The sequence below is a fragment of the Geomicrobium sp. JSM 1781026 genome (assembly GCF_041949955.1).
In the GTDB taxonomy this organism is placed as follows: Bacteria; Bacillota; Bacilli; order Bacillales; family Marinococcaceae; genus Geomicrobium_A.
The window spans coordinates 190604-205866 of sequence record NZ_JBHFQF010000002.1 but is presented as its reverse complement, the minus strand read 5'-3'; the positions used below and the strand labels follow the sequence as shown (position 1 = coordinate 205866).

Here is a 15263-nt window from a genome sequence, read left to right as displayed (position 1 = left end):
ATCTCTACCACCTTCATAATCTCCTTTAGTGTCTACTTTCTTAAAGGTATGAAGTTCCTACTCTATGTATTCCGCAAAATCTAGTACAAATAACCTCTAGTCTTGTCTCGTAATCTTTGTTCTTTTTGTTGAAAAAAGGAGGAAGGTGATGATTTATACTACCTAAATAAGCTGAACTTTACATTTTCCTCATTAGCGCTATTGATTGTTGCTTTCCAATGCTGGCGGATGCTTGCACTCCAAAGTATAAGGGCGACATCGGTGGCCAAAGTACACCCACCGTGTCTACTTGACACTCCAAAGTATAAGGGCGACATCGGTGGCCACGCCCAGGTGTCTACTTGACCGCGGAGGATCGGCCGAGCCTCTGTAGTCTGACGGCGAAGTCACTGAGAAAATAGCGTCTCATTCTCTAAGTTACTCGTTCACGCGAACTAGCGGGTCCGACCCATGTGGGGATTTAAACTATATGCAGCGTTAGGATTGTAAATTATCCCATCATAGAACCGTCTATGTGAGAATATAGCCTTTCTATGTGGGGATTTCTGCTAATAACTGCTCCTTATTGAAGAAAATCCCATCATAGACAGGGTCTACGTGGGATTTTCTATTTATTGCAAGCGAAACTCTGGTATACATTTTTCGAATTACCTTGTTCTGTGAACTTATTACGACCTGCGGGGTCTTGTCTCGGCCCTTCTTACCCAGGCGTCACTGCCTTTCGTTCCAATCAACGATACTGAATAGGCGGCGTTGTTAAACTAAAGGTCCTTATTTGTGACATTGACGGTATTTACGCACTTTGCATATCAATGACATTCAAAGAAACCATTCATTGCTACACCTGCCTTGAACGATGAACATTGATCTTCGATAACACGGTCGATTTACCATTGGTTCTCTGAAGAAATTCATTCGTTCAACTTGTATACCTCCACCCTATGACAGTTGCTTAGCAACCTCAATCTGATAGTCTACTAATGTTTCACGAATCTCTGTTTGTAACACTTCGGAAGGGAGGTCCATCGGCAAGCGTAACGCTGGGTGAATCTTGCCCATCATTCCAAGTGCTGCTTTTACCGGGGCTGGGTTCGTGTCTTTGAACAATACATCGTTCAATGGCATCAGTTCAAAGTGTAGGCGCCTTGCCGTTTCAATATCGCCATCAAACCACGCATTGTGCAAGTCGGCAACAGCTTTAGGGGCTACATTGGCGGTTGCACTAATTGAGCCTGCGCCACCGATCGCAAGCATCGGGTAACAGAGCAATTCAATTCCAGAAAACAACAGAAAGTCTCGACCACAATGGAGCAGTACACGGTTTACGTGCTCGAAATCTTTGTTCGATTCTTTTGCACCGACGATGTTCGGGCAGTCTTTGACGAGCTGCGCCATCGTTTCCACTTCAAGGTTTTGTGCTGTCCTGCCTGGAATGTTATAAATAATAATCGGAAGGCTCACCGCATCGGCAACGGTTTTGAAGTGTTTATACAAGGCTTGCTGATTCGGTTTGTTATAGTATGGTACAATGACCATCGCTGCGTCAGCACCCATTTCTTCCGCTTTTTTCGTGAGATACATCGTCTCGTTATGGTTCGTTGACCCTGTACCCGGAGCAAACGGAACACGGCCATCGATCGTTTTCATCGCCCGCTCCATGACGAGCACTCTCTCTTCTACCGATAGCGAACTCGGTTCACCGGATGTCCCTGTAACCGAGATGCCGTGTGACCCATTCTCGATCTGGAATTCAATTAATTCTGACTGTTTATCAAAATCAATGTCATGATTCTCTTTGAACGGCGTAATGACTGGGGCAATAGATCCTCGTAACCTTTGCTTGATTTCATCGTATCGTTGCATCATCATTCCCCTTTTCGTAAGCGTTTTCAATATCATATATCCAATCATATATGATTTCAAGGGAAGTTATTGTGATTGTGAATAAATTCCGCTATACTTTGAGCTATGAAAACGGATACGAGTACGAAAAGTGGTTACGCCTACATGTTGGTAAAAGAACGCATTCTCGACGGAACTTATTTACCTGGACAGCGAATTGTCATTGATCAGATTGCAAAAGAGGTTGGGTCCAGTCATATTCCTGTTCGAGAAGCCATTCGCAAACTTGAGGCCGATCAATACATTGAATACCGTGCCCATGCTGGGGCCGTCGTTACAGGAATTGATGCCGAAGTTTACGAGGAAACCCTTCAGCTTCTCTCCATTTTAGAAGGCTTTGCAACCGCTGAAGCGTCGACGTATTTAGGCGAGAATGAACTAAGAACGTTACATACGTTAAACGACAAAATGCAAACCGCCTTGGAGTGCTATGACCTGACGACGTTTGGCAAGCTAAACAAATCATTTCATTTTGCGATTTATGACCATTGCCCTAACGAGCTGCTCGTTGCTCACATCACAAGTGCGTGGGAGAAGTTGGACACCGTTCGCACGTCAGCCTTTACGACGTTGCCGATGAGGGCCCCCAATTCATTGAAAGAACACCGCGAACTGCTTCACATGTTCCAGGAAGAAGCGCCAAAAGCCGAAATTGAAGCTTTCAGTCGTCAGCATAAACAAAATACACTGCTCGCCTTTCAATCAAAGGAGGAACACGAATGATTTCGATTTCTGCTAAGATTCAAGGACAATCTCAACATGTGACACGTCTCATCGACCCGGCACAGGAACAGACGACCGTGCGCTACGACATCCCTACTGGCGGCACGGTGTACGGGGCTGCGCTAAACTACACAGAGGAGCTCACCCAATTCGGGGACGACTTACATAACGCTCCGTACAACCGCCCACCCGAAGCACCCGTCCTGTACATCAAACCTAAAAATACGCTCGTCGCCGACCAGTCGCCCATTCCGGTCCCGGATAAAACTGAATATTTGGAAGTTGGCGCAGCACTTGGCATCGTGTTTGACCGCGAAACCTGTCGCGTGTCCGTCGAGAACGCCCTTGATTACGTAGCTGGATACACGATTGCAAACGACGTAAGCATCCCGCATAAAAGCCTACACCGCCCAGCAATCAAGGAAAAATCAAGAGACGGTTTCTGTCCCATCGGACCGTGGATTGCTCTCCGAGAAAGCGTCCCAAACCCAGACGACCTCACCGTGCGCGTATCCATTAATCAAACGATAAAACAGACCGCTTCCACAAGCTCACTCGTTCGAAACATCCCCCAGCTCATCGCGGATGTGAGTGCATTTATGACCTTTTCTGCTGGAGACGTGCTGCTCGTCGGCACACCACCGAACCGCCCAACATTTCAGCGTGGAGACACTGTCACCATTGAAATTGAAGGAATCGGAACACTCGTGAACACCGCACAAGATGAACGGGAGGTGAACCGATGAAACGAGCACGGATCGTTTACGAAGGAAAAATACAACCCGCTTTCGAGAAAGAAGGCAGCATCAAACTCTGTGATGGGCGAACGGTTGAAGAACATGAGGTCCAATGGTTACCGCCTGTCATACCTGGAACAATCTTCGTTTTAGGGCTTAACTATGCGGACCATGCAAAAGAATTGGCGTTTGACGCCCCGAAAGAACCGCTCGTATTTCTAAAGGGCCCGAACACGCTCGTCGGGCATAACGGGATCACTGTACGCCCTGATGATGTGACGAACATGCATTATGAGTGCGAGCTCGCGGTTGTCATTGGTAAACGAGCACGAAACGTCAAACGGGAACAGGCTTACGACTATATTGCCGGTTATACGGTTGCCAATGACTACGCCATTCGCGACTATTTAGAGAATTATTACCGCCCCAATTTATGTGTGAAGAACCGTGACAACAGCACACCAATCGGACCGTGGCTTGTCGATCGTGAACACATCGATTACCCGATGAACCTGTCTCTTCAAACGACTGTCAATGGGCGAGTCACGCAGACGGGCTCAACGCGAGATATGGTATTCTCCATTCCTGAATTGGTAGAATATTTGAGTAGCTTCATGACATTACAGCCTCAAGATATAATTTTAACAGGTACACCAGAAGGGCTCGAACGTGTGAACAGTGGCGACGAGGTGGTTACCGAAGTAGAAGGTGTCGGACGGCTTAGAAACTTTATTCGAGGTGGTTCGTGATGCCGCACATTGTTGTTGAGTATACCGACAACTTGCGAGATGAGACGGATGTACGGGAGTTACTCGTTCAGATGAATGGCGTATTCATCGCCCGCCCAGAAACGTTTCCTGTTGGCGGCATTCGTTCCCGCGCAATCGCACTGACAGATTATGTAGTCGCCGATGGCACCGCTGACGATGCGTTCGTTCACACACAAATCCGCATCGGTGCCGGCCGCTCTGAGGAAGAGAAGAAAGACGTGTGTGATGCTCTGTTTCACGTGATGGAAGACTACTTCAAGGACCTCTTTTCGGAGCGTTACTTGGCGTTGTCATTGGAGTTGTATGAATTCCCAGTGTCTGGAACGTATAAGAAAAACAACATTCATGAGCGGTATAACCGTGTGTGAAGTGACGAGGGGCGTTAGTGTTTATGATCGACACAAAAAAATCTAAACGCCGGTACATGGCGTTTAGATTTCTGTTCGTGCTCGGTAGATCCATTGCTCACCTTTACGTTTCTATTCGAGTCGTTACGCAAGACAGAACACATCGGAATAACAAAATAGCATTCTACCCCTCATAGATCCCCCTCATCCGCTCAAGTATCCGCCGTGTCGGCCCACTCAAATACCGCTCCCGTTGCCAAACGATCGCCGCTTCTGCTTTTACGTTCATATTAGCGATCGGGAACACCTGTAATCCTTCAGTTGGAAAGGCTTGTAACGTTGATTCTGGTACAATTGCAGCGCCTATGCCTGCTGAAGCAAGGGATAAGAGCATGGCAGCATCAGGACATTCACAAGCGATGTTCGGTTGAACGCCAGCGCGGTGGAATGCTCCGATGACCCGTTCGTATTGACCCCGCCCGCTCGTTCGATGGAGCAACAATAAAGGCATGTCCGCGAGATGCTGCATCTGTACTTCATCCGCTTCTATGGACGCGGCATGAGTTGTAGACACAGCGAGTACATAACGCTCTGCTGGCAGAGTAATTGCATCGTATTGTACGGTGAAGTCCTCTATATTCAGCGGAAAGCGTACGAAAGCAACTTCAATGTCTCGTTCCGCCATGGCTTGCATGAGTGTATACGTATCCCCTTCACGTAGCTGGATTTTGACGTTTGGCGTAGTGGCGCGGATGTGGCGCATCGGTTCGAGCAAATAGTAGAAACAAGATTTGTTGACACCGATGGATAACGTCCCCTTCTCACCTGAGTCCATCGCTTTAATCTCATGAACCGTATCTTCAATCGTGCCGAGAATGAGCTTGGCTTTTTCATAAAGGGCCGCACCAGCAGCGGTCAGTTGAAGGCTTCGTTTTCCACGATCGAACAATTGCACATTCAACTCTTCTTCAAGCAATTTCAGCTGTTGGCTAAGCGGTGGTTGAGCCATTTGCAGTTTCCTAGCGGCTCTTGTAATTTGTCCTTCATCAGCAATCGTCTTAAAATACCGAAGCCTCTTCGTATCCACCCGGTCACGCCTTTCATATGTTTTTCATATCCAAAGACTACGAAATCAATATTTTATGTATGTTATCGTCTATGATATATTGAAAGCGCTTACAAAACAACCGCTATTTTATGGAGGAGGGCGAACGTGCGTATTGATTTGGAACATGTGAGCGAAGCTGGCCGAAACGTTATTCAGAATATTGGATCTGTTAATCATTACATTAACGGTGCTTTTACCCCTTCTACGAGTAAAGACACATTTATAAACACAAACCCTTATACGAATGAAACGATCAACGATGTGGCTCAAGGGAATGAGCAGGATGTAAACCTCGCTGTTAAAGCGGCTCAAACCGCTTTCCACGGTGAGTGGGGGCAAATGAAGCTAAGCAAACGCCTGCAATTTATGAACCGCATTGCGGACTTAATTAATGAACATATTGATGAGATTGCCCCACTCGAATCTTTCGACACAGGGCTACCACTCAAACAAACGAAAAAGATGGTCGCACGGGCAGCGCAGAACTTCCGGTTTTATGCAGAAATGGTGTCAACACGGCTCGTTGGCGACGTCTACAATGTTGATGATGAATTTTTAAACTATACGATCCACAAGCCGGTTGGCGTTGCTGGGCTCATTACACCGTGGAACGCACCGTTTATGTTAGAAACGTGGAAGATTGCACCGGCACTTGCCACCGGGAATACCGTCGTCTTAAAGCCGGCCGAATGGTCTCCACTTACCGCAAACCGGCTTGCAGAAATCATTCATAAAGCAGGCCTTCCGAACGGTGTTTTTAATGTTGTACATGGGATCGGTGAAATAACAGGTGCCGCACTCGTTGCCCACCGAGATGTACCGCTCATTTCTTTTACAGGTGAGACGAAAACAGGTGTCGAAATCCAGCGCAATGGCGCCGAACATATGAAACAATTTTCCATGGAACTCGGCGGAAAATCACCGATCATCATTTTTGATGATGCTGACTTGGAGCGGGCACTCGATGCGTGCGTGTGGGGCATCTTCTCGTTTAACGGCGAGCGTTGTACGGCAAACTCGCGCCTTTATGTGCATGAGTCAATTGCATCTGAATTTATTGAACGTCTAAAAGCGCGGGTCGACAACATTCGTGTCGGCGACCCTCTTGATGAAGCGACGGAAATCGGCCCACTCATTCACCGTAACCATTACGATCACGTGAAAAGCCATATTCATCAAGCGAAAGAAGACGGGGCCACGGTGTATCAAGGCAACGTACCTGCTGAATACGATTTGGGCTGCTTTATCCCCCCTACCTTGCTTTTGAATACCGATCAAACGATGCGAGCCGTCCAAGAAGAGATATTTGGACCGGTGCTAACAGTGATGACGTTTACCGATGAAGCTGATGTGATCGAGCGGGCAAATGACGTGCGGTACGGACTCGCAGGCTACGTGTGGACGAACGATATGAAACGGGGTCATCGCGTCGCAGCCGCCGTAAACGCGGGTATGCTTTGGGTGAATGCCCAAAATGTACGCGACCTTCGTACCCCGTTTGGTGGGTCGAAGCAAAGCGGCATCGGTCGTGAAGGTGGGCATTACGCATTTGAGTTTTATACCGAAGTGCAAATCATTCATGTCGCATTAAACGATCATCCAATCCCACAATTCGGGAAAACGAACCGGGAGGTGCACTAACATGCCCGCAAAAACAGGGATGCAATATAAACAACGGTTAAAAAACGCCAAAAACAATGTATTTATTCACGGTGAACGCGTCGATGATCCGACGAGCCACCGCGCGACGAAAAACGTCGTCAACTCGATGGCGAAACTTTATGATTTGCAATACGAAAAGCCAGATCGAATGCTGTACACGTCCCCGACGTCAGGAAAGTCTGTCGGCATGAGCTTTCTGCGCCCAGAATCTGTGGATGACATCATCAAGCGCAGAACAGCGATTCAAGAATGGGCAAAGTTATCCGGCGGCATGATGGGCCGCTCACCAGACTATTTAAACGCTGAAGTGATGGCAATGGGCGTTGCCAATGACTTGTTCGCTGAAGACGATCCGATGTATGCGGAAAACGCCCGCAACTACTATGAATACGCACGGGAAAGTGACATGAGCTTAACGCATACGCTCATCCACCCTCAAGTGAACCGTGCAAAAGCGCAACACGAGCAGAAAGACGCCAACATGGCGCTACACCTCGTCGAAAAGAAGTCTGATGGCATTATCGTTGACGGTGTGCGCCTGCTCGCCACCCAAGGCGGTGTGACTGATGAAATTCTCGTGTTTCCTTCAACTGTCAAACCTGCCGGTGAACGGGATGACCCGTATTCACTTGCATTTGTGACCCCGAACAACACGGAGGGACTTTCCTTTGTGATGCGCGAGTCGTTCGACTATGGCAAATCGACGTACGATCACCCCCTCGGCAGCCGCTATGAAGAAGGAGATGCAATCGTTCACTTTGACAACGTCTTTATCCCGTGGGAGCGCGTATTTGTGTGCGGCAACTCTTCCATTTGCAATCGAACGTTTCGGGATACGAATGCGGTCGTCCACATGTCGCACCAAGTGGTCGCTAAAAACGTGATCAAAACTGAATTCTTACTCGGAACGGTGTTGCAAATTATGGATGCGATCGGAATTGACGGCTTCCAACATGTGAAGGACAAGGGAACAGAGGTGATGTTGACGTTGGAGTCGATGAAGTCACACTTGTACCGCGCCGAGCACGGGGCGAAGAAAGATCGCTGGGGAACGATGACTCCTGATTTTGATTCGTTAAATGCTGCGCGCAACTGGTACCCTCGTGTGTACCCGCGCATGGTGGAAATTCTGCGGATTCTCGGAGCGTCTGGGCTGATGGGCATTCCTACAGAGGCGGATTTTGAGCACAGTGACCTCGGTCCGATCGTGAACCGGGCGATGCAGTCGAAGAACTTGGAAGGATACGAGCGGGTACAGCTGTTCCGTTTAGCTTGGGATATGACGCTCAGCGCCTTTGGCAGTCGGCAAATGCACTATGAATACTACTTCTTTGGGGACCCTGTGAAGATGGGAATGAGCTATTTTGATGCCTTCGATAAAGAGCCGTACAAGGCGTATGTAAATGATTTTCTGAAACAGACGACAGCTGTGAAGCCGAACTTATCGTAGAGGAGGGCTAGTATGGACATTATTCGCGCCGGTCGAGCCGTTCTTCAAGTGAGCGATCTTGATCGATCTCTCGCATTTTATGAAGCACTGGGATTTGTCGTCACAGAACGCGTCGATGAGCAGTTGTTTTTGCGGGGGTTGGAGGAGCACAATCACCATAGCCTTTGTTTGAAAAAAGCATCTGAAGCGGTTGTTGAAACGATCAGTTATAAAGTGATGCATAACGAAGACTTGGAGCGGCTGGCAACGCTTTTCCAAGAGATGAATTTGCCGGTTCGCTGGTTGGATGATGGCGAGCAGCATGCCATTGGCCGCTGCCTGCGTGTATCCGATCCGAGTGGGTTAACGGTTGAGTTTTACCGGGATATGCCCCAAGCTGAGCGGTTGTTGCAACGGTTCGAGCTCCATCGCGGGGCAAAAGTACAACGAATTGATCACTTTAATTGCATGGTCGACGACGTAGAAGCTGCCCATCAGTTTTACACCGAGCAGCTCGGGTTTCGTTGCTCAGAATATACGGCGACCGAAGAAGAAAAGATTTGGGCAAGTTGGTTGCACCGGAAACCGAGTGTGCATGACGTCGCCTTTATGAACAGTGCGGGCCCGCGCCTGCACCACGTCGGTTTTTGGCTCAAAGATCCGATGAGCCTCATCGATGCATGTGACGTTCTTGCCGCCATGAATTACGGTCCAAACATCGAACGAGGGCCTGGCAGACACGGGTTATCAAACGCCTTCTTCCTCTATTTGCGTGACCCGGACGGTCATCGTATCGAGCTGTATAACGGCGATTATTTAACGAGTGACCCAGACTTTAAGCCAGTGCGGTGGGACTTGAACGACCCGAAACGAGCCACATTTTGGGGCCATGAAGCCCCGGACAGCTGGTTCGAAGAAGCCTCATCTTTTTTAGATGTTCATGGTACATCCATTGTGCCGACACGAGAGCCGAAACTCGAAAAGAAGAAACCAACCTTTATCATTTAGGAGGAGATTGCCGTGGATGATCAGCTGTTCAGAACGGCCATGAGCAAATTCGCAACCGGAGTCACCGTCATTGTCGCCGAGCAAGACGGCAAGCCCCACGGCATGACCGCCAATGCCTTCATGAGTGTGTCGCTCGACCCTAAACTCATTCTAATCTCTGTTGACGAGCGCGCCCGAATGCTACCAATCATTGAAGCGTCACAGAAGTTCACCGTCAACGTGTTGCGACAAGAACAAAAGCAGATGAGCATGCGCTTTGCCGGGCAGATCCCATCAGAGGAGCCATTCACCTTTGATCGCTTTGAAGGCGAACCCGTCATCCAACAAAGCCTCGTCTCCTTAGTATGTAACGTGCACAACACCTATGTTGAAGGCGACCACACGCTGTTCATTGGGAACGTCACGAACCTGCGTATCGAAGATGGTAACCCGCTCGCATTTTATGAAGGGGGATACCGAACAGTTCAAGCATAGGAGCGCTTACTAAGCTGATGTGAGAATGTCGAGGATGTGCACGTGGGTGTAGATTTTGTGGGCTATCGTGTCGAATGGGTGCACTTCGCTTTCAAACACGCGCACTCTTCTATCAAATCACACAGCGTTAATGCCGCGTCCACATACATTGTATTTACTATGTTCCATTCGTTTCTTCTTAACCCTTCCCTAGTTCAAGGCCTACGACATGTCGGCATGAGTCATTCCGAAAGCGGTTCAGTTACCTAACGGCCCCGAAGGTGCCGAGAGGTAACTAGCCTTTCAATTTGATGCCGCTTAATACCCGATCGAGTAAAGACATCTGGTGGGCGCCTAAATAAACTGCCTCGAACGATAGAGCGAGCAGGGAAAACTGATGTCGTCCTTATCCACTGCAGTATAAAGAAAACATGGTAGGTGTACTTTTCCCCCAATGTTGCACTTTTGCTCTGGAGTTCAAACATCCTACTGTAGTGTAACTCAATAAACCACAATGGTTCTAAATGTTCGCTTATGGTGTACTCAATTCAAGTTATGCAGTTCACTCATTTCATAAATTTTTCCTAACTTTCGCTTTTCCATAGCTCTATGTGTTTTATGCCCACGAAATGCTCTTCCTAACAGGTATGCTTTCTTAAATACACCAACGATTTGAACGCATGGAGAACAAAGATCGTAATTAGAACATAGACAAACACAGCTACATCCGGCGCAAAAAGAGCAAACGTCCTCCATGGCAAACCGACGAATTGTATGATAACCGGAATACTTGTTATGCTAACTAAGAGACAAATGATAGAAATGATTATCGTTGTTTTTCTTCCAACAAACCTCTTCTTAATTAGAATAAAATGAATGATACTCATGCCCGCAAATAACAATACTCCACCGACGATGCTCCAAAAAAGGAGGTTGCCTTGTGGTACAATTTCTCCCGGCTCGTTTCCTTCCATAATTAACGATACTTCGTCCATGAACTGTGTGATTTGACTGTCTTCTAAAGAGTGATATTTGTTTGTAAGAAGCACAGCTGCATCTCCTTTGTCCGGCACGAAGTACATTTGAGATCTAAAATCCGGCACAGCACCGCCATGATATGGTACCTGGTCTTGTTCAGAGAAGTGCCAGCCAAAATGATATGTTTTGCCTGCCTCCGGAGGAGTTATCATCCACTGAAGGTTTTCATCTGTGAGCAGGTCGCCGCCTTCTAAAAGAAAGTACAAAAATGAAGCCAAATCTTCTGCAGTTGATGTGATATATCCATATGGCGCCCCCGCATGATCATAAAAACCATCGCTTGCTACGGGGAAACCTCCCCATGATTGAAACCCGGGCATGTACCCGTCTTCCACGGCCGACTCATAAGCAGCTGAAGTATTTTCCATCCGTAACGGTTGAAATAAATGTTGCGTCATAAAATCGGAGAATGATTCACCAGAAACTTCCTCAATGATGAAACCAAGGAGCAAATAGTTCGCAGAATGATAGTCATAGTGCTCTCCAGGTTTTTGGGCTAATGTTACGCCGCTTAAATCTACAACTGCCTCACGAATTGCTCCTTTTTCAGGCCGTTGTTGATCGGTCACCGTATAACTATCATAGGAAGAGATACCACTGGTATGGTTCAGAAGATGTTTAACTTTTATTAATTGCCCACTTTTGGTCTCATACTGAAATGTCGGGATGTACGTATTAATAGATTCATCCAAATCAATCTCTTCATTTTCCACTAGCATCATCACAGCCAATGCAGTTAAGGATTTGCTTAGTGAACCGATGACAAAAGGCGTTTCCGCATGTATTGCTTCCCCGCTAGTACCTTCCCCATATTGATGATGATAAACGAACTCCCCGTCTTGAATGATGGCCAAAGAAGCGCCGGGAATTTTGTACTCTTCCATTGACCTCTCCATATAGTGAGTCATCAATTCAGGATGATCTTGCAATTTAAATGCCTTGCCCTCTAGAGGTTGAATAAAAGTGAAAAGTAAAATAACGAAAAATGCATATCGTATTTTCATCTCATGAATGACTCCCTCAGTTTATTTCAAATCGGTACTGTTCAATGAACAGTACCGATTATAATATAATACTTAATCGTCTTTTATGGAAGCAAAAGTTCTGTTCCAAGCTATGAAAATGGGCTCAAGGTCTTTTGCACCTTGAGCCCTTAATTATTGACACGTGAACGATGTGATTTGATTCGTATCTACGCCGAAGAACACCCACGAACGTCCCGTCCATCTGAACCCTGCAACCGATCGCCTGCCGATAAAGATCGGATAGTACCAGAAGTTTTGACCATTCCGTAGCCATAAATAGGTGAAGCGTAACTGGCAAAACGAGATGGCACCAGAATCAATCGCAAATGGCGTGGCTTGTGCTTGTGTGGGAACAAAAGAAGGCGGTGGTCCACTCGGAGGCTGCCCACCACCACCGGGTGGCGGACCTGGTTGCCATCCTCCTGGTGGGCCTCCTCCACCGGGCGGCGGGCCTGGTTGCCATCCTCCACCGGGTGGACCTCCCCCTCCGGGCAGTCCCGGGAGCGGAAATGGAATGGATATAATTCGTTGTTGATTGTACATGTTACCACCTCATTCATTTTATTCAATTATTGTATGGGCGGGGGTTTGTTAGTGTGCTTGCAGGCTGGATATTGGGCATTTATTATTTTTATATATTGAATAGCAATTTCTTCAAATAACAAAAATTCGGTCTAAAATGTTGCGGTATAATCTCAATTAACTAACTATTCACTCTACATAAAGTATGAAAATTCTATATTTTTGATTGCTTTACTGATTGATAATTCAGTATACTAGTAAACAAAAATAGTGGGGTGAAGTTATTGGCTGCAAGTGCGTCACAACCAAAATTAGCACGTAGTTTAGGATTTGTGGATTTATGGAGCATCGGAATTGGGGCGCTGATCGGCGGGGGGATCTTCACAGTCATTGGTCCGGCAGTGGCAGAGGCGGGACCGGCACTGTTTGTCGCGTTTCTTGTTGCCGGTGGAATTGCGCTTCTTTCGAGTATGAGCTATGCGGAGTTGGCTTCCATTTGGCCGTATGAGGGGGCTTCGTATGCGTACGCAAAATATGCGCTACGACCGATTTCTAAAGATTTGTCGCAACTCACCGCTCTCATGTGCGCCGGACTATACTTTTTATCCTTTGCATTCGCTGCTGGTGCGGTTAACTTAAGTTTTGCTGGGTATTTTACTTATCTCTTCCCTAATATTTCACCCATCGTTGTGGCACCGATTGTTTCCATTCTAATTACGATTTTGCTTCTAATCGGAATGAAAGTGGCGGGAAAAATTAATACGTTTTTCTCACTCGTACAAGTGATTGCTTTGTTTGCGATTGCCGTCATTGCCATTGCACATATGCCGTTCGGACCTTTCACGTATCCTGAATTCATGCCGAATGGCTGGTCAGGCATCTTTGCGGCAGCGGCACTTATTGCGTTTGGACAGATGCAAGTTGAAGCCGTGCTAACGCTTGGGGAAGAAGCCAAAAATCCGCGAAGAAACTTGCCGCTTGCCCAAATTTCAGCGCTAGTCACTGTTGTGATTCTTTATACGATTACCGGCTACGGAGCGGTGGCAGTGGCAGACCCCGCTGATTTAGCAGCGTCTAGTGCACCGCTATCGTTTGCCATTGAGAATGTTCTACCGATTGGCGGAACAATTCTTATTACAATTGCAGCATTAACGGCTACCGGCACATCGACGATCGGCTGTATTCTTGGCTCTTCACGGATGTTGTTCGCTGCTGCGAGAGAGAATGCTGTGCCTAAAGTTTTTGGGCGCGTGAATCAGAAAACACACCTTCCGGCAAACGCCATTTTGTTTACTGGAATTCTCGCGTTACTCACGACACTATTAAGCGTATTCGGTTTTTCAGCAGCGATTGGCATCGCCGTAGGTGCGGCGGTATTTGCGAATTGGTTCATGATGGCACTCATCAATGTACTCGTCATCGTCGTCAGAATTCGCCAGCCCCATCTGGAACGACAATTCCGTTTTCCACTTAACATTAAGAACATACCCGTGCTAGCCATTGTCGCTACGGTGGGCGCAATCGGCATTTTGTTTTATGTTGACACCATCCCACTATTAATCGGTATTTCTTGGGTTGTACTCATTGTATTGTGGTACTACTTGTATTCAAAGAAGAGATGGCAATTCCATGATTCAGAGGAGGAAGAAAAACATGAGCACGTCTAAATGGCTTCAAGATCAAAAATGGAAAGATGTTGAGAACTATTTAATCGAACGTCAAGATATTATCATTCCTGTCGGGAGTGTGGAGCAACATGCGCACCACCTTCCGATGGGCACTGATTCATACGTTTCAATTGCAGTTGCTGAGAGCGTCGCTGAAAAAACAGGCACGCTCATCGCTCCACCTGTCTGGGTAGGATGGGCACCGCATCATATGGCATTTCCGGGAACGATTACACTGCGCCCGGAAACACTGACTGCGCTGTTAACCGACATCGCCAACAGCCTAATCTATCATGGCTTTAAACGAATCCATATTATTAACGGTCACCGTGAGGCAAATTTACCACCGATTAAAACGGCAGCCACGAAAGTGAGAAATCATACAGGGGCATACATTTCAGTCATTGATCCATTTTATATTGCGAAAAAAATTGCCGTAGAAATCCGTCAATCGGAACCTGGCGGCGTCGGGCATGCTGCTGAAATGGAAACGTCGCACATGTACTATTTACATCCTGAGCTGTGCGACCCGGAAGCCGCATCAAAAAACATTCATCAATCTCACCGTTATCTGAATCACGACCCATTCGTGGAGACGGATAAAGTGTTTGTGCCAAGTGACATCCATACGTACCGAGACACGGCGAAAGGGGTCGGTGTCGTTGGCGACCCTACTGTTTCTACGAAAGAAAACGGCAAGGTTTACCATGACCGGCTTGTTGCAAGTGTATCGGAGTTCATTGATTATTGTCATGACGAGGTTGACGTCTCGATCCGAAATCGAGAGTTGCCTCTGTAAGTGAAAGAGCGTGCGAAATCGTGCACGCTCTTTTATTTGATCAAGAACTTACATAAAGCTGTGTTAAAAAAGG

General features: G+C 47.3%; 14 protein-coding genes. 10 read left to right on the top strand and 4 right to left on the bottom strand.

Annotated features, from left to right (window positions below):
* Positions 1 to 939: 939 nt before the first annotated feature.
* Entirely contained in the window at positions 940 to 1866 is a 927-nt protein-coding gene (gene hpaI, locus ACE1TF_RS03880; protein WP_375014916.1) for a 2,4-dihydroxyhept-2-ene-1,7-dioic acid aldolase, read from the bottom strand.
* 141 nt (positions 1867 to 2007) lie between these two features.
* On the opposite strand from hpaI, the gene ACE1TF_RS03875 reads away from it, so the two are divergent.
* The 4 genes from ACE1TF_RS03875 to ACE1TF_RS03860 are packed head-to-tail and all read left to right on the top strand — an operon-like array spanning position 2008 to position 4500.
* On the top strand, positions 2008 to 2625 hold the full coding sequence (locus ACE1TF_RS03875; protein ID WP_375014428.1) for a GntR family transcriptional regulator: 618 nt from the start codon (positions 2008 to 2010) through the stop codon (positions 2623 to 2625).
* Complete coding sequence (locus tag ACE1TF_RS03870; RefSeq protein ID WP_375014426.1) at positions 2622 to 3371, top strand: fumarylacetoacetate hydrolase family protein; 750 nt, start codon at positions 2622 to 2624, stop codon at positions 3369 to 3371. The genes ACE1TF_RS03875 and ACE1TF_RS03870 overlap by 4 nt, the downstream gene beginning before the upstream one ends.
* Positions 3368 to 4111 (top strand): fumarylacetoacetate hydrolase family protein, encoded by a 744-nt coding sequence (locus ACE1TF_RS03865; protein WP_375014424.1) that lies wholly within the window; start codon positions 3368 to 3370, stop codon positions 4109 to 4111. The genes ACE1TF_RS03870 and ACE1TF_RS03865 overlap by 4 nt, the downstream gene beginning before the upstream one ends.
* Positions 4111 to 4500: a 5-carboxymethyl-2-hydroxymuconate Delta-isomerase gene (locus tag ACE1TF_RS03860; protein WP_375014422.1), complete on the top strand. Its 390-nt coding sequence runs from the start codon at positions 4111 to 4113 to the stop codon at positions 4498 to 4500. Before ACE1TF_RS03865 ends, ACE1TF_RS03860 begins: the two co-directional genes overlap by 1 nt.
* A 163-nt stretch (positions 4501 to 4663) precedes the next feature.
* On the opposite strand, the gene ACE1TF_RS03855 is transcribed toward ACE1TF_RS03860, so the two are convergent.
* Positions 4664 to 5566, bottom strand: a complete 903-nt coding sequence (locus ACE1TF_RS03855) for a LysR family transcriptional regulator (protein ID WP_375014420.1) — start codon at positions 5564 to 5566, stop codon at positions 4664 to 4666.
* 126 nt (positions 5567 to 5692) lie between these two features.
* Between ACE1TF_RS03855 and hpaE the strand changes: the two genes are divergently transcribed.
* From hpaE to ACE1TF_RS03835, 4 genes are read left to right on the top strand one after another with little or no spacing between them, the layout of a single operon-like run.
* Complete coding sequence (gene hpaE / locus ACE1TF_RS03850) at positions 5693 to 7228, top strand: 5-carboxymethyl-2-hydroxymuconate semialdehyde dehydrogenase (protein ID WP_375014418.1); 1536 nt, start codon at positions 5693 to 5695, stop codon at positions 7226 to 7228.
* 1 nt (position 7229) lies between these two features.
* A complete protein-coding gene (hpaB, locus tag ACE1TF_RS03845) occupies positions 7230 to 8699 on the top strand; it encodes a 4-hydroxyphenylacetate 3-monooxygenase, oxygenase component (protein ID WP_375014416.1) in 1470 nt (489 codons plus the stop codon).
* 12 nt (positions 8700 to 8711) lie between these two features.
* Complete coding sequence (gene hpaD / locus ACE1TF_RS03840; protein WP_375014414.1) at positions 8712 to 9686, top strand: 3,4-dihydroxyphenylacetate 2,3-dioxygenase; 975 nt, start codon at positions 8712 to 8714, stop codon at positions 9684 to 9686.
* A gap of 12 nt (positions 9687 to 9698) precedes the next feature.
* Entirely contained in the window at positions 9699 to 10160 is a 462-nt protein-coding gene (locus ACE1TF_RS03835) for a flavin reductase family protein (RefSeq protein ID WP_375014413.1), read from the top strand.
* 617 nt (positions 10161 to 10777) lie between these two features.
* Here ACE1TF_RS03835 and ACE1TF_RS03830 read toward each other — a convergent pair.
* Entirely contained in the window at positions 10778 to 12181 is a 1404-nt protein-coding gene (locus tag ACE1TF_RS03830; RefSeq protein ID WP_375014412.1) for a serine hydrolase domain-containing protein, read from the bottom strand.
* A 153-nt stretch (positions 12182 to 12334) separates the two neighbouring features.
* Entirely contained in the window at positions 12335 to 12745 is a 411-nt protein-coding gene (locus ACE1TF_RS03825) for a collagen-like protein (protein WP_375014410.1), read from the bottom strand.
* A 263-nt stretch (positions 12746 to 13008) separates the two neighbouring features.
* Here ACE1TF_RS03825 and ACE1TF_RS03820 point away from each other — a divergent pair, with 263 nt between their 5' ends.
* Positions 13009 to 14391 (top strand): APC family permease, encoded by a 1383-nt coding sequence (locus ACE1TF_RS03820; RefSeq protein WP_375014407.1) that lies wholly within the window; start codon positions 13009 to 13011, stop codon positions 14389 to 14391.
* Positions 14378 to 15190, top strand: a complete 813-nt coding sequence (locus ACE1TF_RS03815) for a creatininase family protein (protein ID WP_375014405.1) — start codon at positions 14378 to 14380, stop codon at positions 15188 to 15190. Before ACE1TF_RS03820 ends, ACE1TF_RS03815 begins: the two co-directional genes overlap by 14 nt.
* The last annotated feature ends 73 nt before the right edge of the window (positions 15191 to 15263 follow it).